The sequence below is a fragment of the Actinomycetota bacterium genome (genome assembly GCA_030774015.1).
In the GTDB taxonomy this organism is placed as follows: Bacteria; Actinomycetota; UBA4738; order UBA4738; family JACQTL01; genus JALYLZ01.
Window position 1 is genome coordinate 1 of sequence record JALYLZ010000087.1, and the last position, 19,206, is coordinate 19,206.

Consider the following 19,206-nt stretch of genomic DNA (forward strand, 5'->3'; position numbering starts at 1 on the left):
GCCGGGGGCCCCACGCCGATAGGCCACCCACCAGTCCGGCAAAATCGGCAATCCGAGGGTTACGAAGGGGGAGGTGAGCTTCTAGGATGGTGCTTCCGCCAGTAGGGAGAAATCTGGTCAGACCGGACACGCAGGGGGGAGGACGACCGGGGGCGCGCCTGGATCCTGCGGGATCCTCCTGCCCCCGCTCACCCGTGCCCGCAAGTTCCCTCCGCGCCCGATCGCGCTCGGGGACGCCGCGATGACCCGAACCGAGTTCCTGCCCTTCTATGCCCCGGACGTCGGGGACGAGGAGGTTCGCGAGGTGTCCGCGGCGCTCCGCTCGGGCTGGCTCACCACGGGCCCAAGGGTCCAGCAGTTCGAGGAGGAGTTCGCGACGGCCGTCGGGGCCCCCGCCGCCGCCGCGGTCAACTCCGGCACCGCGGCTCTGCACGTCTCGCTGACTGCGCTCGGCATCGGGCCCGGGGACGTCGTGGTCACCACCCCCATGACGTTCGCCTCGTCGATCCACGTCATCGAGCATGTGGGGGCCCGCCCCGTGTTCGCCGACGTGGACCCGGACACCCTGAACATCGACCCGGACGGCGTCCGCCGGGCGGTCAAGGAAGCCGAAGCGGACGGTCCGGGACCGGTGCGAGCCATCCTGCCCGTCCACCTGTACGGCCATCCGTGCGACATGGACGCCCTGGCCCAGATCGCGGAGGACCACGGCCTGGACCTGGTCCAGGACGCCGCCCACGCCCTGCCGTCATCCTGGCGCGGCCATCCCATCGGGGGGCCCGTCCCCGGCTTTTCCGGCAAGAGCTTGACCTGTTTCTCCTTCTATGCGACGAAGAACCTCACCACGGGAGAAGGTGGCATGTTCACGGGCGATCCCGCCCTCGTCGACGAGGCCCGAGCGTGGATCCTGCACGGCATGAGCCGGGATGCCTGGCGCCGGTACGCATCGGACGGCTCGTGGCACTACGACGTGCTGCACGCGGGGTTCAAGTACAACATGACGGACCAGGCGGCCGCGCTGGGGCTGGTCCAGCTGCGCCGCCTTCCCGAGTTCCAGGCCCGCCGCGGCGAGATCGTTCGTCGCTACGACCGGGCCTTCGGGGAGATCCCGGAGATCGAGACCCCCCGGGTCCATCCCGACGCTGAGCACGCGTGGCACCTGTACGTGATCCGCCTGCGCCTGGACGGCCTGCGGATCGACCGGGACCGGTTCATCGAGGAGCTGGGCAAGCGGAACATCGGGACCAGCGTGCACTTCATCCCCATCCACCTGTTCTCCCACTACCGGGACCGGTACGGGTTCCGGCCGGAGGACTTCCCGGTGGCGTACGGCGAGTACGGCCGCATCGTCTCGCTGCCGCTGTACCCGCGGATGAGCGACCGGGACGTGGACGACGTGGTCGAGGCCGTGGCCGGCGTGGTGGCGGAGCACCGGAGGTAGCGGCATGGGGAAGCGAGCCTTCGACGTGCTCGTCTCGGCCGTGGTGATGGTCGTGGCCTCCCCGCTGTGGCTGGTGGTGGCCCTGCTCATCAAGGTGGAGTCCCCGGGGCCCGTGTTCCACCGGGCCACCCGGATCGGGCGGGGAGGCGTGCCCTTCACGCTGTACAAGTTCCGGACCATGGTGGCCGACGCCCGGTCCCGGGGCCCCGGCATCACGGGCCGGGACGACCCCCGGATCACCGGGCTGGGCCGGATCCTGCGGTGGGCCAAGATCGACGAGATGCCCCAGCTGATCAACGTCCTGAAGGGCGACATGAGCATCGTCGGCCCGCGCCCGGAGGACCCCCGGTACGTCGAGCAGTACACGGAGGACCAGCGGCGGGTCCTCGCCGTCCGTCCGGGGATGGCCAGTCCCGCCTTCATCGCCTACCGGCACGAGGAGGAGATGCTGGCCGGGGAGCCCGACCCGGAGGAGCGCTACGCGAACGACATCCTGCCCGCGAAGCTGGCCATGGACCTCGACTACGTCGACCGGCACTCGTTCCTGTTCGACCTGTCCGTCCTGGGGAGGGCCGCCCTCTCGCTGGTGAAGCCGGCCGGCAGCGCGCCGCTCCCCCGGACCGACCCGGGCGCCTCGTCCGCCGCGCCCCACGTCTCCGCGGCGCTGCTTCCCAAGGGGCTGATCCGCCACCGCCGGCCGGTCATCGTCCTCGCCCACGCCGTGCTGCTCGCCACCGCCTACTACCTGGCCTGGGTCCTGCATTTCGACTTCCGCATCCCGCCGGCCAAGTGGGAGGTGTTCGTCAAGTCCCTGGCGGTCCTGCTGGTGATCAAGATGGTCGTGTTCTGGCCGTTCCAGCTGTACGAGGGCCTGTGGCGCTACATCAGCATGCGCGACATCCTGTCCATCCTGTTCGGAGCGTCGGTCGCCTCGGTGGTGTTCGGGGTGGCCATCGACATCCGCGCCAAGGGCCTGCCCGTCCCGATCCTCATCCTGGACTGGGTGTTCACGCTGGCGCTGGTGGGCGGGGTCCGCCTCCTGGTCCGTGCGGTCCGGGAGGGAAGCCTCCAAACGCGGGTCAGGGCGAAGCGAGCCGTGGTGGTGGGGGCGGGAGACGGCGCCGACCGTCTGATCCGGGAGGTCCGCCGCAATCCCGACCTGGACTACCGGTTGGTCGGGCTCATCGACGACGACCGCCGGAAGATGGGACGGCGGATCCACGGCGTGCCGGTGATCGGCACCGTCTCGGACATCCCCCGGATCTCGAAGGCCATGTCGGTGGACGAGATCCTGATCGCGATCCCGTCGGTCTCCGATCCCGAGCGGGTCCGGATCATCGAGAGCGCCCGGGAGGCCGCCGTGCCCCTGCGTTCGGTCCCCCCGCTCCGTGACCTGTTCACCGGGAGGGCCACCATCGGACAGCTGCGCGACGTACGGCCCCAGGACGTCCTGGGGAGGCAGGAGGTGTGGCTGGACGTGGAGCGGCTGCGCCGGGAGGTCACCGGGCGCCGGATCCTCATCACCGGGGCCGGGGGATCGATCGGCTCGGAGCTGGCGCGCCAGCTGGCGACCCTGGAGCCGGCGTCCCTCGTGCTGTACGAACGGGCGGAGAACAGCCTGTTCTTCGTGGACCACGAGCTCCGGCGCCGCCACCCGGACGTGGACCTGGTGCCGGTGGTCGGCGACATCCGAGACCGGCCCCACCTGAGCGAGGTGTTCGGCCGGCACCGTCCCGAGCTCGTGTACCATGCCGCGGCCTACAAGCAGGTCCCCCTCATGGAGCAGTTCCCACTGGAAGCCATCGAGAACAACGTCTTCGGGACGAGGAGCATCGCCTGCGCCGCCCGTGAGCACGGCGCGAACAAGTTCGTGCTGATCTCCTCGGACAAGGCCGTGCGTCCCGTCGGCGTCATGGGGATGACCAAGCGCGTGGCGGAGACGCTGGTGAAGACCATGGATGGGGAGGGATGCCGGTTCGTGTCCGTTCGCTTCGGCAACGTCCTGGGCAGCGACGGCAGTGTCCTCCCGCTGTTCGAGCGGCAGATCGCGGCGGGCGGCCCGGTCACGGTCACGGATCCTCACGCCTCCCGGTTCCTGATGCTGCTGTCGGAGGCGGTGCAGCTGGTCCTGGAGGCCGGGTCGATCGGGGAGGGAGGCGAGGTGTTCTTCCTGGACCCGGGCGAGCCGGTCCGGATCATGGACCTGGCCACCAGCGTGATCCGCCTGCACGGGCTGGAGCCGGGCCGGGACGTGAAGGTGGAGGTGACCGGCCTCCGCCCGGGGGAGCGCCTGCGGGAGGAGTTCGTGGGCGACACCGAGGAGCTCCGGCCCACCGGCCACGAGAAGATCTTCAAGGTCCAGGGCAACGGGCTGAACGCCGACGTGTTCCGCAAGGAGATGGACGAGCTCCAGGCCCGGGTGGCGAGCCGCGACCAGGCGGGGGCGCTGCGCTGCCTCCGAGACATGGCAGCCCTCTACTGAGCCTCATGGCCCGAAGAACCGCACAGCGCCCGCACGACGGCCACGTGGTGGTCGTGGGAGGGTCGGCGGCCGGCCTGCTGACGGCCACCCTGCTGGCCAGGGACGGCGTCCCCGTCACGGTGCTGGAGCGGAGCCCGGAGGTCCGACCCGTCCCCCGGACCCTGATCGTCACCGACCAGCTCCGCGGGCTCCTGGGCCCAGTGATCGATCCGGCCATCCGAAACGAGATCCGCCGGTTCGAGCTGTTCGCCGACGGACGGGTGGCCTCCATCGCCCTTCGCCGCCCGGACCTCATCGTGGAGCGCAGCGCGATCATCGAAGCGCTGCACCGCGAGGCGACCGGCGCCGGGGTCTCCGTGCGCTCGGGGCGGCGGTTCCTGGACATGCGATCCTCGAACGGCGGCCTGGAGGTCTCGGTCGGCGTCAACGGGCACGGCACGACCGAGGAGATCAGCGCGAGCACGGTGGTTGGGGCCGACGGGGCCCGCAGCTCCGTGGCCCGCGCGGCCGGCTGGCCGTCCCAGCCCACGGTCCCGCTGCTCCAGGCCATCGTGGACCTCCCCGCGGACCTGCCACCGGACACCACGCGCGTGTGGTTCCGGCCGGAGGACACTCCTTACTTCTACTGGCTCATCCCCGAGTCGGAGCGCCGAGGCGCGCTCGGGCTGATCGGGGAGGACGGCCCGGATGCCCGGCGGCGCCTGGACCGGTTCCTGGAGGAACACGGGCTGGAGGCGCTGGAGTACCAGGCCGCCCGCATCCCGCGCTACCGGCGCTGGATCCCCATCCACCGGCGGCTGGGCTCGGGGCACGTCTACCTGGTGGGCGACGCCGCGGGCCAGGTGAAGGTCTCCACCGTCGGGGGGACCGTGACCGGCCTGCGCGGGGCCCAGGCCGCGGCCATGGCCATCCTGGGCCGGCGGGCCCGGCCCGAGCTGCGTTCGCTCCGGAGGGAGCTGGACCTGCACCTGTGGGTGCGCCGGCTGATGCACCGCTTCACGGTGGACGACTACCGGCGGCTCCTGGACCTCCTGGACGGGTCGGCCGCCCGCGTCCTCGCCGCCCACGATCGGGACGATGCCCGGCGGGTGTTCGCTCGCCTGGCCCTGGCCCGTCCCCGGATCCTGGTGTTCGGGGTGCGAGCCGGGATGGCCCGCGCGCTGTCTCGGCCCAGGCCGGCGTCCCCGCCGCCGGTGCCCCGGGCCGCGCCCTCCTCCCCGCGGTGACGGACCACCCGCCCGAACGCCGCCTGGTTTGGGAGGAGCGCTGGCAGCGCCGGGACGCCGGCGAGTTCGGGTGGTACCTGTCCGAACCGCCGCCGCAGCTGGTCGACCTGCTCCAGAGGCATCGGCTTCCCCAAGGCGGGGCCCTCGACATCGCGTGCGGGAACGGGGTGGCCGCTCGGTACCTGGCGGAATCGTTCTCACCGTCGGTGGGGTTCGACATCGCCCTGGCGGCGGTGGCGCGGTCGGGCGGGGCCGCCGGCGAGGACCGGGCCCGGGCCTCGTTCCTGGTAGCCGACGCCACCGCGTCCTTCCCGTTCCGGGACGCGGTGTTCGCGCTGGTGTTCGACCGGGGCGGTCTCCAGAACCTGCCCGACGGGTCGTGGCCGCACTACTTCGGGGAGGTGCGGCGGGTCCTGAAGCCGGGCGGCATCCTCCAGCTCATGTCGTCGCGCCCGGCGAGCCCTTCCTCGACGGCCCGCCCGTCCGGCCGCCCGACCCCGCGCAGCCTGCGGGCCCGGGCGGGATCGCTCCTGGGCCGGCGCCCGGGCGGGGGGGAGCCTCCGGGGCACGCGAAGCTCCGCCGGGCGGTGGGCTCGTCGTTCGAGGTGCTGGCCATGGAGGACTTCGGCTTCGTGACCGGGGAGGGCAAGGAACGGTTGTTCACCAACGCCGTCCTGCGCCGCCTGCCCGGCTCGTGAGGCACCGCCCTCGATCCACTCCCCGATGGTAGATTCCTCCGCCGTGGCCGGGATGAGATGGCGGCGGACCGTTCCCCTGGCCATCCTGTTCGTGGCCCTCACCCTGGTGGCCGGCGCCTGCACCGGCGGAGGCTCCACGGCCACCGGTCCTCCCACCGGGACCGGCCGTCCCACCGGGAGCTTTACCTCGACACCCGGCGGGCCCCTGCGGCTCGGGACGGTCGAGCCCGGCGCCATCACCTCGCACCAGTGCACGACGGGGTTCCAGTGCCAGGCCTTCAGCGTGACGTGCTCGGGGCTGGAACAGCCCGCGCGCGGTCTCCTCGAGGTCCAGCGACCGGACGGGTCCCCCCGGGGGCTCGTCATGTACTTCAGCGGGCAGAGCGGGCAGTCACCCTGGGTGACCCCGAGCACGGACCGGGTCACGCTGCCCTTCATGCAGAGCATGGCCCAGGCCGGGTTCGTGAACGTGATGGTGGCGTGGGCGGAGCCGTGGCTGCTATCGGCTCCCGGCGAGCAGGCCGGCCCGGCCAGGCTGGCCTGCCGGGCCGCGTCCCTGGTCCGGTACGTCCACGACCGGGTGTACGCGCCACTCGGGGTCACCCCGGCCCCGGAACGATGCGGATTCTGCCTGGCCGGCGAGAGCGGGGGAGCCTCCGAGGTGGCCTACTCCCTCAGCCACTACGGCCTGGCCGGCATGGTCGATGGGGCCGTCATGGCGGGGGGGATGCCGTTCGCCTCGATCGAGAAGGGGTGCCTGAAGACCACCTCCCCCTACTACTACGGCCCCACCGCCACCGGGTTCGTCGACGCCGCGTACGGCTTCCTCCCCTCCCAACGGGGTCCGTGCTCCTCGGCCACGGCCTCGTTCCGGAACCGGTGGATCGCGGACAGCGTCAACTCCCCCGACGCGGCGCTCTCCTATCCCCGCACCCGCCTCCAGATCATCGTGGGCGGAGAGGACACCAGCTCGGGTATCCCGCTCGGCCGCGACTACATCGCCGCCCTGCGGACGGCCGGAACTCCGTTCCTGAGCGTGCGGACGATCCCCGGGCTGTCACACGGCGTGGCCAGCGCCCCCGCCGGCCTGGTCGCCGTCCGGGCGGCTCTCCTGTCGGGCTGATCCAGGGGGCGTGTTGCCTCTTGGCCGCCCCGACCCCTGATCAGGGCCAAACGCGCAGAAGGTACGGCTTGGAAGGGAGCACCGTGTATACGTAGGGACCAGGCTTGCGTGCTGTACGTGCGATACGAATGATCCGATGGATATTCATGATGTACAGCCCGACCTGGATAGCCCCCTTCAGATCGCCGCGGGGGAGCCGAAAGAACCTTCAGCTTCGCGTCCCGAACCGCGTCGCGCTCTATCTCGACGTGCGTAATGTCCTGATCAGCCGTGAGGACTACCCAACCATTGCGGCCGGCGTCTTCGATCCATTGGAGGTCCGAAATGGTAAGACTCGCTTGGGCCCCATAGACACTGGCCAGCGTGTGAACCGTCAGACCAAGTGGGAGCGCCCGCAAGGCGTCGGGGACCTGCCTTTGACCGATGCTGCGATCGACCAGGAATTCGGGGAGAGGATCAAGCGGCTTCCGAGGGCGGGAGGAAGGCACGCAGGATGTCTAGCACGTCCTCCTCAGGCACTCCAAAGTCATCCGCCACCTCTTGAATCGAATCGCGGGCGCGGAGTCTGGCAATGACATCCTGAAGTCGCGCCCCCCCGTTTACGAAGATTGGCTTCCCGAAAGCGCGGTTCGGATCGACCTCGATAAGTGGCCGATCCTTAGCGAAGGGAAGTACAAGTCGTCCTGCCCACCCATCGGGCTCGAATGTGATCAGTTCAAGGTTGCTCTCGACGAGAAGGTACTGCTGGCTCAACACTTCGGCCAGCGGCTTGAAGTCCTCACGAGGGCTGCTGTAACGGAAGAGAATCCGAGCTCCGTCGTGGTAGAGGCTGCGCGACGCCAGCGCATAGTCGAGCGTCATTTCCTCAGCCAGCTTGTCCAATGCCCCACGGATGTAGTGAACCCCGAAGCCTCGGTGCCTCAGGGCTGATACGACAAGCGCCTCAGCCAGTCCAATGAAGGGGACCTCCGCCTCGTTCCTGCGGGGGCTTGGCCTCCAGGTGACCAGGGGTTCCGACATCCCGCGCCCGCGGACCCAGTACCAGACCGTGTTTTCCGGCTCACGGAGGTACGAAGCTACCTGCCTTACCGTGTAGAGGGGCGCGGTGAACCGCGAATCGTCAGGCGCCCTGACGACCGTCTTCACGGACGCGCGGGAGGGGTCGGGGACCGCACGCCCCGCAGGATACTCCGTCCGCGTCATCTGCTTGCCCGCCGTGTTGGCCTCCAGGTCCGAGTTAGACTCGAACACTTGTTCGAGTCTAACTCGAGACAATGACAACCGCGTGATTCTAGCCTTTTCTATTCATGTCCGAGAGACTTATACGCATGCAACATACAAGTATCTCTCTAGTCACTGGAGACTAATGGCCCGGCGCAAAAGGCCTCTAACGGCTCGTCAACGAGCAGCCCTCGATGCCCTCCGAAGCGCGGCTCGGCAGATCGCTGAGGCAACCGCCGAGCGGGATCGTCGTGTTCGAGAGGCCAAGCGGGAGAAGATCATTGTCGAGGAGATCGCCGAGGCAGCTAACATCGGCCCATCGACGGTGTACCTGATCCTCGGCAGACGCGAGGCCGAGACAGAAGCGAGAGGGTGACGAACCGTGAGTTCCGTGTGGGACCTTGAGAGGTCCCCGAATCAGGCGTGGGAGGCGCCGGGGCCGGTGGCGAGCACTCCCGGCTGTTCCCGGTCGTCCTGGCTTCGGGGTGAGGATCCCGGGAGGATGCGGTCCATCCACCGGGACACCGTGGAGACCACGGCCGCCTGCTTCTCCAGCTCCCGGGACGGCACCCGGATGAGCTTGATGTGGGGGCCGGGCTGCCCCCGGCGCGAGCGCTCGATGGCCTGTGCCGTCGCCTCGAGCCGTCGCTCCCACTGATCGGTGGCGGCGTGGAGCATGAGCACCTCGGTGGAGGTCAGCACGCGGGCGAACTCCGGCATGACCGGGAGGACCAGCGCTCGTCGCTTCCTGCGCAGCCGGCGGAGGGCACCGGCCAGCAGCCGGCGGGGGTGGAAGCGGCTCCTCGGCCGGGCCCGCGGAGGGGGGGCCGGCCGGGTCGAGTCCTTCTCGCGCGGTGCCAGGATCGGCCCCATGGAGCGGGAGAAGATCGCCGCCACCCCCAGGCACCCCCGGACCCGGCCCGCCAGCGTGAACGCCGTCCGCAGCCCGATGCAGTTCCCCACGACGGCGTACTCGGTCATCCCGAGCGCCTCCTGGGCGCCGAAGAGCACGGCCTCCGCTTGCTCCACCGGAGGGGCGGCCACCTCGAACTGGTAGGAGCCGGTGCTGTCGCCCATCCCCACATAGTCCATCCGGACGCTGGCGATCCCCAGGCCGGCCAGCTCCCGGGCCAGGCGCGTCCATTTCTGGTTGTTATGGCCCCGCGTGGAGGACCCACCCTGGAGGAGCAGGACCAGGGCCCGCGGGGCCTCCTCGGGCACGCACAGGACGGCGGCCAGGTGGTCCTCCCCGTAGGGAACGAAGAACGGCGTCTCCCTCATCGCTCCGCGCTCGACGGCAAGGGATCGGACCCCGCCGCGGCGAGCTGCGCGACCCAGCGCACGGTCCGGGAGACGATCGCTTCGGAGATGGTCGTCTGGACGTCCTTCTTGGTCCCATGCCGGGTGAACCGGTACCGATCGAAGCCGAACGTCGAGGCGCCCTCGCCCGTCATCGCCTCGAGCGAACAGCGTCCGCCCTTGTGCTCCAGGCGCTCGGCCAGCTCGCGGAGGTCCTTGCGGATGGTGGGAGACCGTGAGATCTGGAGGACGAGCGAGTCTCCGTGGAACCGGGTGAGCTGGGTGGTGAGGTCGATCGACCGGATCCACTCGTAGATGGGCTTCCGGAGCGGGAACGCGCCGCCCTGGACCGGGACCAGGCCTTCCTCCGCCAGGATCCGGGACGGCGTGGGGCCTCGCTCGCCCGTCTCCACGGAGCGGATCAGCGACGAGGCGGCCTCCACCCTCAGGAGCTCGGCGGCGTACTGCCTTCCGAGCACCACCGGGTTCCACAGCACGAGGCCTGCGGCCTGGCACCGGTCCGCCGCCAGCGCGGCCAGCGCGCCGCCGAAGCGCGCGCCGACCAGCCCCACGGTGGACAGGCCGGTCTGGTCGACCAGGAGCCCCACCGCGTCCAGGAGGGCCCGGAGGTGGCTGTCCTCGGTGGTCTCCATCTGGAAGGTGCTGCTGTCCCCGTATCCGGGCGCGTGGAACCGCAGGGTGGCGTATCCCGCCGCGGCCAGCTGCCGGGCCGCGGCGACCTCGAACGGCTGGAGGTCGATCTGCTCCATGCCGAAGGAGTGGCAGAACACCCAGCCCATGGGACGCGTCTCCGCCAGGGACGTGGACAGCACGGCCACGGTGCGATCTCCAGCCAGGACCGGCTGGAGGAACCGTTCCTCGATGTCCAGCCGCGTGTCCCGGTAGGACTGGGCGAGCTCAGTCAACCCTCGTCTCCTCGTGAGGCCCGGGCGCCGGACAGTAGCGGAGGATTCGGGACACGGTCAACACCAGATCGGCTCATGCCCCGCCGGAGCCCCCCATGCGAACCGGAAGGCGTTCCACGGCTCGGATGGCCGAGTAGTCGTTCCATTTCACCCCGGCTTCGTCCAGCTCGATGGAGGGCCACCGCTCCAGGATGCGCGTGAAGCCCACCCGGGCCTGGACCCCGGTCAGCGCCGCGCCCAGGCAGTGGTGGATGCCACCGCCGAACGTGACGTGCGGGTTGGGGTCTCGGGTCAGGACGAGCCGGTCGGGCTCCGGGAACACCTGGGGATCGCGGTTCGCGGCCCCCAGCATGCAGAAGACCAGCTGCCCCGTTCGGATCCGCTTGCCCCGGAGCTCGACGTCCTCGTGGGCCACCCGGGCGTTGATCCCCCGCCCGTCGTAGCGGAGGAGCTCGTCCACGGCTCTGGGCATGGCGGAGAGGTTCCGGCGGAGCCAGAGGAGGTTGCGGGGGTGGCGCAGCAGATGGAGCATCCCGTTCCCCACGATGTTCGCGGCCACCGCCGTCACCACCAGGCTCACGTACAGGGCGACCACCTCGTCCTCGGTCAGGCCGCCCTCGGCGTGGATCGCCCCGATCTTGCTGGCGAGCTCTCCCGACGACGCGAGGCCGCCGTCTCGGACGAATCGCTGGAGGTACTCGGTCATCTCCGCGGCCGCCTCGTTCGCCGCGAGCTTCTCCTGAAGCCCGAACGCGGGCTCCAGGACCACCGCGATGCTCCTTCCCCACCCGTCCAGGAGCTCCAGGTCGTCGGGCGGCAGGGACAGCAACGCGCCGATCACCCGCCTGGCTTGAGGGTGGGCGAAGGATTCGATGAAGTCGAACTCGTCCAGCCCGTCCAGCTCGTCCAGGAGCTGTTCCGTGATCGATCGGATCGGCTCCGCGAACCGGCCCATGGCTCCGGCGGTGAAGTGGCGCGAGGCGGACTTCCGGATGCGGCTGTGGTCGGGGGGATCGAGGTTGAGCACCCACCGCTCCACGGAATGCTCGAGCGCGCTGTCCGCGATGTAGGGCCGGAAGGTCCGGTACGGGCCCCAGGCCCGGAGGTCCCGCCCCAGCCGGCGGTCGTGGTTCAGCGCGTCCACGTCGTCGTACCGCGTCAGGATCCAGGTCCGGTTCGGGCTGAGGTGCACCGGGTCGTGCTCCCGGAGCCACGCCAGTGTGGGAAAGGGGTTCTCGCGGTACTCCGCGTCCCCGAAGTCGATCTCGATGTGTTCCTCCCTGGCCGAGCCGCCGGCCCCGGACGGGCGCCGGCCCGCGATGTGTGGCAGCCCGATGTGTGGCGGCCCCGGACGAGCCCAAACCGGCGCGAATGCTTCAGGGGATCCTACCCGCCGACATCCGGCCGGCGACACAGTTGCCTGGCAAGAGATTCCACGGCACTCGCGGTGGATCCCTCAGGGACGGCTGGGTAGTGTCTCAGTTTGGTTCGAGCAGCCCCGCGATCTGGGTCAGGGACCACACGTGATCGGCCACACCAGCCGCCATCGCGGGGGTTCGAGGCTAGGGGTTCTTCAAGCTCTTGTGTGGCCGGGAGAAGTTGTAGTGCATGAGGCGCAGCGCCACGGCCGCGATATGAGCGGCTCGTGGTCGCCGGTGATGACGGTGCGCTCGGTCCCGGTACACACGGCCGGGCTGTAGCGCCGCTGCGGCTCGGGGTCTTGGCCGTAGATTCTGACCAGCATCGCGTAGGCAGGTCGAAAGGACCGATGGTGGGTATCGTGGTACTCAGCATGTGGAAAGGAAGTGGACGACCTGCTATGAAGACATCTGCCGTATCGTTCGTGCCTGCGGCGGGGGGTAGGTCATGAGCGCGATGCCAGCTGCCAAGCTAGACGACCCGAAAGAACTGTACGTCCCATCGAACTTCTCCGTGGAAGCGGTCCGGGGGATTCTGTCAGCCCTGTCTGCGGAGGACGGCCAGCGGTTCGCGGAGCAGATCTACGTCGCAGTCGAGCAAGCTCAGCAGCAGCGCGATCTTCGCCCGATCAATCTCGTGGTGGAGTCCTGGTGGCGGACGATGATGTTCGAAACCCGGCCTCGATTCCACGATCTGTGGGATGCGGAGGCTACGGAGCCACCGCTCAGCTTGGAGGATGTTCGCCGTCGGCGCGCTCAGCGCCAGCGGTGAGTTCGCCGCAATACTGGCTTATCGGTCAGGGTGTTCTCGACTACATCGACCGTTTCGCGCCGGACGACGTCTACGATGAGTTCTACGACCTCATCGAAGTCCTCATGGAGTTCGGGCCGTATCCCGACGACCAGCCGAACCTAGGGATTCTGCCGCTTCAAGATCCGGACAAGCCGAACGCGTTCACGGCTCCGTTCGGCGATGGCCTACTCGCCTATCAGGTGACGCTGGACCAACCGGCGATCAAGCTTGTTGATGTGTTCTGGGTGGGCGAGGGCGAGGGGATCGACTACGCCTTTTGAGCGTCTCGGTCCCACCGCGCGCGAGCGGCCTTCCGGGCGACCTCCTGGGCGACCTCCTGTCTGAGTCAAACTGAGGCACCACCGACGGTTGACGGGCGTGTCCCATCCGGTAGGCTTCCGGCTCCACGCCGGCAGCGCCAGGAGGACGGACGGTGCCCCACCACGCCAGCTTGCCCCAGTTCCTCGTCGTAGGGGCGCAGCGCTCCGGCACCACCTACCTGCACCACCTGCTCAGCCAGCACCCAGGCGTGCACATGCCGCCGGAGAAGGAGCTCCACTACTTCGACCTGGTGCCGGTGCGGGGCAACGACGTCGACCTCGACCAGTACGCGGCGGCCTTCGCGGGGGCGGCCGCTGGGCAGATCGTGGGCGAGGCCACGCCGAGCTACATGTACTTCCCGTGGGTCCCGGAGCTGCTGGCCGCCCATCTGCCCGAGGCCCGCCTCATCTTCGTGCTGCGGGACCCGGTGGACCGGGCCTACTCCCAGTACTGGAAGGCGGTCCGCGAAGGCTGGGAGCGCCTCACGTTCGAGCGGGGGCTGGCGGCCGAGGCCGGCCGGCTCCAGGGGAGCCACCGGGACCGGGTGGCGTTCTCGTATCGGGACCGCGGGTTCTACATGCGCCAGATCGACCGGTTCCGGCCCCTGTTCCCGCGGGAGCGAATGCTGTTCCTGCGGGCGGACGACCTCTACGCCTCGCCTGCGGAGGTGCTTCGGACGGTGTGCGCGTTCATCGGCGCACCCCTGGAGTTCGAGCTCGGCGAGCACCGGACCCACCTCGAGCACGCCTCCGTGCCCGACCACCTCGCGCTGTACCGGCGGCTGGTGGGAGTGGAGCGCGCCACGAACGGGCGTCCGGGAGTATGGCGGGTGGGCCGCGCGGCGAAGCGGCTGCGGATGGGGTTCGCCCGCCGGGACGGCCGGTACCCCCCCATGAAGGAGGCCACCCGCCGCCGCCTGGCGGGCGGATTCCAGAGGGACGCCTCGGCCCTGGCCGCGTTCCTGGACGTGGACCTGGGGCACTGGAGCGTGTTCCGGGACGGGGGACCGCCGAACCCGACCGAGGCCGCTTCGCCCCGGAGCTCCGCGGCGGAGCTGTCCGCCCCCGGGCCGGGCTGATCGCCGGCACCTGAGGAGGGGCCACGGCAGACCTCGCCTACGTCCGTCAGTACTTCAGCCGCTACGCGGAGGAGTGGCTGGCCGGCGCCTACGGCCGGGACACCGTGGCCCCGAAGTACCCGGTGGGGGCCAACCGGGTCCGCCTGGCCATCGAGTCCCTGGCTGAGCGGCTGGGGGCGGCCGAGGGGAGCCTGGCCGACCTGGGGTGCGGCGGCGGCGACCTGTGCGTGGAGGTGGCGCGCCTGGGCATGGCCCCGACCGGCGTCGACATCGCGGAAGGCATGATCGAACAGGCCGGCCGGGCCGCCCAGTCGCTTGAACCCGACGTCCGAGGGCGCCTGCGGTTCGTGCTGGCAGACGTCCTGGCGAGCGGTCTCCCCGACGCGTCGTTCGACGCCGTGACCGCGCTCGGCCTGATCGAGTACCTCCCGGAGGACGGACCGCTGCTGCGGGAGGCGCACCGCCTGCTCCGCCCGGGGGGCGTCCTGGTGGTGTCCTGCCGGAACCGCCTGTTCAACCTGGCCAGCCTGAACGAGTTCACGGCCCGTGAGGTGGAGGCGGGGGGCGCCCTCCCGCTGCTGGAAGAGATCACGGACCTGGGCCGGCACGGCCTTTCCGCAGACGCGCTGGCCGACTTCGCGGGCCGGCTCGGCGACCTGGCCCCGGCCTTGCGCGAGGCCCTGGAGGAGGATCGCCGGACCCCGGCCGAGGGGGCGGGCCCGCGGCCGTCGTTCGGCCAGGAGCGCCGGCAGCACTCGCCCGAGGAGCTGGCGAGTTCGGCGCGGGCCGCCGGGTTCGCCGGCCCGGGGTTCGTGGGGGTCCATCCCCATCCGCTGCCCCCGGCGGCGGAGCCGCTGGCCCCGCGGTTCTACAACCAGCTGGCCCGGGCCTTCGAGGCGCTGGAGCGTGAGCCGCTCGCCATGACCTGGAGCTCGGCCTTCCTCGGCGTCTTCACCAGGCCGGAGGGCTAGGCCGGCGTGCTCACCATCGTCATGTACCACTACGTCCGGGACCTCGAGCGGTCCTCCCATCCCCGCCTGAAGGCGCTGCGGACCGCGGACTTCGACGGCCAGCTCGAGTACGTCCTGCGCCACTACGCGCCGTGCAGCGCCGCCGACGTCGTGGCGGCGTCCCGCGGCCTGGGGAGCCTGCCGGAGAACGCCTGCCACCTGAGCTTCGACGACGGGTTCCTGGACCACTTCATGACGGTGTTCCCTCGCCTGGAATCGCGCGGGATCCCCGCGAGCTTCTACCCCCCGGCCCGGGCCGTCCTGGAGCGAACCATCCTCGACGTCCACCGGGTCCAGTTCGTCCTGGCGGCGGTGGCGGATCCGTCGGGCCTGGCCGGCGAGGTGCTCGAGCTGGTGCGCCCATGGCGAGCCGACGTGGACCTGCCCTCCGACGCCGAGCTGATGGAGACCTACGGCCGGCCCAACCGGTGGGACCCGGCGGAGGTGATCTTCGTGAAGCGGGCCCTCCAGCGCGGGCTGCCCGAACCGGTCCGCTCCGCGGTGGCGGCAGAGCTGTTCGGTCGCCACGTCACCGGGGACGAGGCCGCGTTCGCCGCCCGGCTGTACGTGGACCTGGAGCAGCTCCGGACCATGGCCCGGCACGGGTTCGAGATCGGCGGCCATGGCTACGCGCACCGGTGGCTCGAGGGGGCATCGTCCGCGGAGCAGGCCGAGGAGATCGAACGCACGGCGTCGTTCCTGGCCGACGTGCGCGGCGAGCCCTCCCGGGACTGGGCCATGGCCTACCCATTCGGGAGCTACGACGGGGTGACGCTCTCCCTCCTGGAGCGGGCCGGGTGCGCGCTCGGCCTGACCACGCGGGTCGGTCTGGTGGAGGACCTCGCCGCGCCGCTCGAGCTGAACCGCATCGACACCAACGACCTCCCGTGCTCGCCGGACGCCCCGCTGTCGGTCTGGACGGTGGAAGCGAAGGGGGCCGAACTGCCCACGTCGAACTCCGGTTGACGGGTCCAGACCCGCCGGTATCCTTCCCGGGTCGCCTGAGTCCTGAGGAAGAGTGGTCGTCGTGAGCGCGGTGCGTCGCAGGCTGGGCCGAGTAAAGCAAGGAGTCTGGCGCGTGTTCCGGCGCCGTGTCGGCTGGCCGATCATGTCCCGCATCCATCACTGGCGGGCCAGGGTCTATTTCATCTCCTACCCGAAGTCGGGCCGCACGTGGCTTCGCGTCATGATGGGCAAGGCGCTGTGCGACCGGTACGGGCTCCCCGAGCGACTGGTGCTGAAGACCTACCTCCTGACGGGGAAGGCGAGGCTCCCCCGGACCCGCTGGGGGCACGACCGGGCCGACCTGGCCCTGCCTCGATCGTACGAGCGCCTGTCGTCCAGCAAGCGGAGCTATCGGAGCAAGACGGTGGTCGTGCTGGTCCGGAATGTGAAGGACATCCTGGTCTCCTCCTATTTCCAGGCCACCAAGGGAGTCCAGACATTCCAGGGAAGCATCTCGGAGTTCGTCCGGGACGACCGGTTCGGCGCGAGGAAGGTGCTGACCTTCTACAACCAGTGGTTCACCGCCCAGTCGGTGCCCCGCGCGTTCCACGTCGTCCGGTACGAGGACCTGCACCGGGACACCCGGGGGGTGCTGGCCCAGGCCCTCGGCATCGTGGGGGCCGACGGGATGGACGAGGGCATCCTGGCCGATGCCATCGAGTACGGCCGCTTCGACCGGATGAAGGACATGGAGCAGGGAAAGGTGTTCGACAACCCCGCGCTCCGCGCCAAGAACCGGCAGGACCCGGAGAGCCTGAAGGTCCGGCGCGGGGTGGTCCGGGGATACGTCGACTACCTGAGCGAGGAGGACATCCGGTACATCGACCAGGTGATCGACGAGGTGGGGGACCTGTTCGACTCCGAGGGGCTGAGGGTGGAGTGACCACAGGGCCATGGCGGGAGGCCGATCGGCCCACCGGCAGACCACCCTTCGAATCCTTGACTGGAACGAGTTCCATGCCTAGCCTGGCCACTACATTGCGCCTATCTGCCGTGCGCGCCCCGGGCCCATCGGAGAGCGCTGCGGTGGAATGCATCTCGAGGATTGCGCTGACTGTGTGCGATCGATTTCCCCCCAGCCGACCCGTGGCGGCTCCGGCCACGCGCAAGCGATGAGCGCCGGATCCCGCACCCGCCCGCCGGCCCGGAGCCGTTCGAAGGCATCGAGCGTCCCGGCCCCGGCCACGGCTCCAGCCACGGCGCCGCCGGCCGCCCCGGAGCCGCCGGCCGCCCCGGAACTCGTGTTCATCGGCGGCTACCCGCGCTCCGGCACGTCGCTCCTGGTGTCGCTCCTCGACGGCCACCCGGACCTGCTGGTGCTGCCCGAGGAGACTTGGTTCCTGAAGGACGTCTCGCGCCGCGCCTCCGTCGACGGACCGGGCGCCGTCGCGTATCTCCTGGACCGGACCAACCTGCGGCACCTGGACCCGGCCAGGCCACCCGGGCCGGCGGAGCTGACCGGGGTAGGGGTCGCCGACTACTCCGGCTTTCCCTATGGCGAGTTCCGCGACCGTACCCTGGCCCTGTTCCGGGCCACCGGCGGGGCCCCTCCCGACGTCCTGGACAGCGTCGGGCTGGCCTTCGCGGAGGCCACGGGAGCAGGTCCCCGGCGCTATCTGGTGGAGAAGACCCCGGACAACGAGTTCCGGATGGCCACGGCCCGCACCTGGTGGCCCGGGTGCCGCTTCGTGTACGTGGTGCGTGACCCCCGGGCGGCGTTCCACTCGCACGCCTCCAAGACCAGCAACGGCTCCGCCGCCTCCCGCCGCCTCCCGGTGGAGACGTTCGTCCTCCACTACGCCCGCAGCCTGGCGGTGGGGCTCCGGCACATCGCCCTCGCCCCCGGCCTGTCCACGATGGTGAAGTACGAGGACCTGGTGACGGCCCCGGAGGCGGAGGCGCGGCGGATGTGCCGGTTCCTGGAGGTCGAGTTCGACCCGACGCTGCTCGTCCCCACCAAGCTGGGGCGTCCCTGGACCGGGGTGGGGTCGGCCGGCGAGGTCGGCGACCAGGTCGTTGCCGGACGCATCGAGGCCTGGCGGGATGCCCTGGACCCGTCCGACGTGGCCTACGTCGAGACCTTCCTGGGGAAGGCCATGCTCCTCCTGGGCTACCCGCTCTCGACCAGCCTGGCCACCAGCCGGGAGTTCCTGGGGGCCCTCCGCGGTCCGCTTTCGGTAAGGTGGCGGACTTTGCGAGCCCTGGGGTCGCTGTACAAGCCGGTCGGACTGGTACGGCGCCGCCGCGTGTCCGAGGGGAGAGGCCGGTAGTGGCGGTCGTCGAGGCGAAGACCGAGAAGCCGGTCATCCGGATCGAGCCGTCGCGGCGCTGGGTGTCCCTGAAGCTGCGCGACGTGTGGGCGGCCCGCGAGCTGCTGTACTTCTTCGTGTGGCGGGACGTGAAGGTCCGCTACAAGCAGACCGTCCTGGGCGCCGCCTGGGCCGTGATCCAGCCGTTCTTCACCATGGTGGTGTTCACGTTGTTCTTCGGGAAGCTGGCCAAGCTCTCCAACGACGTCTCCGTGCCCTATCCGATCTTCAGCTACTCGGGGCTGCTGGCGTGGCAGTTCTTCGCCACCGGGCTGGGCCAGTCCTCCACCAGCCTGCTCTCCCAGCGGTCCACCATCACCAAGATCTACTTCCCGCGGATGACCGTGCCGCTCGCCGCCGTGCTGGGAGGCCTGGTCGACTTCTGCGTGGCCTTCCTGGTGCTGATCGGGATGATGATCTACTATCGAAGCGGCGTCCTGCACCAGGGCGTGCACCTCATCCACTACCACATCTCGTTCAGCCCGAAGGCCCTGCTCGTCGTGCCGCTTCTGGGCATCGCGGCCATCACGGCGTTCGGGATGGGGATGTTCCTGGCCGCCCTCAACGTGAAGTACCGCGACGTCGTCTACGTCACCGGGTTCCTGATCCAGATCTGGCTGTTCGCCACGCCGGTCATCTACCCCAGCCACCTCATCCACAACGACCTGCTGCGCACGGTGCTCGGGCTGAACCCGATGGCGGGCGTGGTGGAGGTGGCCCGGTGGGCCCTGATCGGGACGCCCTTCCCGGCCGGGGGGCTGTTCCTGGCCTCCTGCGGGATGGCGGTGCTGTTGCTGGCGGCGGGAGCCCTGTTCTTCGCTCGCACCGAGCGGACCTTCGCGGACGTGATGTGACC

General features: G+C 70.2%; 17 protein-coding genes. 13 read left to right on the forward strand and 4 right to left on the reverse strand.

Annotated elements, in window-relative coordinates; genetic code table 11:
* Positions 1-241: 241 nt before the first annotated feature.
* From M3Q23_08650 to M3Q23_08670, 5 genes are read left to right on the forward strand one after another with little or no spacing between them, the layout of a single operon-like run.
* Entirely contained in the window at positions 242-1,441 is a 1,200-nt protein-coding gene (locus M3Q23_08650) for a DegT/DnrJ/EryC1/StrS aminotransferase family protein (GenBank protein MDP9342153.1), read from the forward strand.
* Positions 1,442-1,445: 4 nt separating this feature from the next.
* Positions 1,446-3,923 (forward strand): polysaccharide biosynthesis protein, encoded by a 2,478-nt coding sequence (locus M3Q23_08655; protein ID MDP9342154.1) that lies wholly within the window; start codon positions 1,446-1,448, stop codon positions 3,921-3,923.
* Between the two features lie 5 nt (positions 3,924-3,928).
* On the forward strand, positions 3,929-5,149 hold the full coding sequence (locus M3Q23_08660) for an NAD(P)/FAD-dependent oxidoreductase (GenBank protein MDP9342155.1): 1,221 nt from the start codon (positions 3,929-3,931) through the stop codon (positions 5,147-5,149).
* The gene (locus M3Q23_08665) at positions 5,146-5,847 is read left to right on the forward strand and encodes a class I SAM-dependent methyltransferase (protein ID MDP9342156.1); all 702 of its coding nucleotides are present in this window, start codon (positions 5,146-5,148) and stop codon (positions 5,845-5,847) included. The genes M3Q23_08660 and M3Q23_08665 overlap by 4 nt, the downstream gene beginning before the upstream one ends.
* Before the next feature lie 43 nt (positions 5,848-5,890).
* Positions 5,891-6,970, forward strand: a complete 1,080-nt coding sequence (locus M3Q23_08670; GenBank protein MDP9342157.1) for a hypothetical protein — start codon at positions 5,891-5,893, stop codon at positions 6,968-6,970.
* A gap of 456 nt (positions 6,971-7,426) precedes the next feature.
* Here M3Q23_08670 and M3Q23_08675 read toward each other — a convergent pair whose 3' ends face one another.
* The 4 genes from M3Q23_08675 to M3Q23_08690 all read right to left on the reverse strand — a co-directional run bounded on the left by M3Q23_08675 (position 7,427) and on the right by M3Q23_08690 (position 11,608).
* A complete protein-coding gene (locus tag M3Q23_08675; protein ID MDP9342158.1) occupies positions 7,427-8,221 on the reverse strand; it encodes a DUF433 domain-containing protein in 795 nt (264 codons plus the stop codon).
* A 387-nt stretch (positions 8,222-8,608) separates the two neighbouring features.
* Entirely contained in the window at positions 8,609-9,472 is an 864-nt protein-coding gene (locus M3Q23_08680; protein ID MDP9342159.1) for a hypothetical protein, read from the reverse strand.
* A complete protein-coding gene (locus M3Q23_08685) occupies positions 9,469-10,416 on the reverse strand; it encodes an alpha/beta fold hydrolase (GenBank protein MDP9342160.1) in 948 nt (315 codons plus the stop codon). Before M3Q23_08685 ends, M3Q23_08680 begins: the two co-directional genes overlap by 4 nt.
* 73 nt (positions 10,417-10,489) lie before the next feature.
* Positions 10,490-11,608, reverse strand: coding sequence for a cytochrome P450 (locus tag M3Q23_08690; protein ID MDP9342161.1), 1,119 nt, complete (start codon positions 11,606-11,608; stop codon positions 10,490-10,492).
* Between the two features lie 683 nt (positions 11,609-12,291).
* Between M3Q23_08690 and M3Q23_08695 the strand changes: the two genes are divergently transcribed.
* The 8 genes from M3Q23_08695 (at position 12,292) to M3Q23_08730 (ending at position 19,204) form a co-directional block, all read left to right on the forward strand.
* Positions 12,292-12,606, forward strand: a complete 315-nt coding sequence (locus M3Q23_08695; GenBank protein ID MDP9342162.1) for a DUF6247 family protein — start codon at positions 12,292-12,294, stop codon at positions 12,604-12,606.
* Positions 12,603-12,908 (forward strand): hypothetical protein, encoded by a 306-nt coding sequence (locus M3Q23_08700; GenBank protein MDP9342163.1) that lies wholly within the window; start codon positions 12,603-12,605, stop codon positions 12,906-12,908. The genes M3Q23_08695 and M3Q23_08700 overlap by 4 nt, the downstream gene beginning before the upstream one ends.
* Before the next feature lie 152 nt (positions 12,909-13,060).
* On the forward strand, positions 13,061-14,026 hold the full coding sequence (locus M3Q23_08705) for a sulfotransferase domain-containing protein (protein ID MDP9342164.1): 966 nt from the start codon (positions 13,061-13,063) through the stop codon (positions 14,024-14,026).
* A 104-nt stretch (positions 14,027-14,130) separates the two neighbouring features.
* Positions 14,131-14,997, forward strand: coding sequence for a methyltransferase domain-containing protein (locus M3Q23_08710; protein ID MDP9342165.1), 867 nt, complete (start codon positions 14,131-14,133; stop codon positions 14,995-14,997).
* A 6-nt stretch (positions 14,998-15,003) separates the two neighbouring features.
* A complete protein-coding gene (locus M3Q23_08715; GenBank protein MDP9342166.1) occupies positions 15,004-16,002 on the forward strand; it encodes a polysaccharide deacetylase family protein in 999 nt (332 codons plus the stop codon).
* A gap of 61 nt (positions 16,003-16,063) precedes the next feature.
* Positions 16,064-16,924: a sulfotransferase domain-containing protein gene (locus M3Q23_08720; GenBank protein ID MDP9342167.1), complete on the forward strand. Its 861-nt coding sequence runs from the start codon at positions 16,064-16,066 to the stop codon at positions 16,922-16,924.
* A 229-nt stretch (positions 16,925-17,153) separates the two neighbouring features.
* Positions 17,154-18,311 carry a sulfotransferase gene (locus M3Q23_08725; protein ID MDP9342168.1) on the forward strand — a complete coding sequence of 386 codons (1,158 nt, stop codon included), beginning with the start codon at positions 17,154-17,156 and terminating at the stop codon, positions 18,309-18,311.
* Positions 18,311-19,204, forward strand: coding sequence for an ABC transporter permease (locus tag M3Q23_08730; GenBank protein ID MDP9342169.1), 894 nt, complete (start codon positions 18,311-18,313; stop codon positions 19,202-19,204). The genes M3Q23_08725 and M3Q23_08730 overlap by 1 nt, the downstream gene beginning before the upstream one ends.
* Positions 19,205-19,206 lie beyond the last annotated feature (2 nt).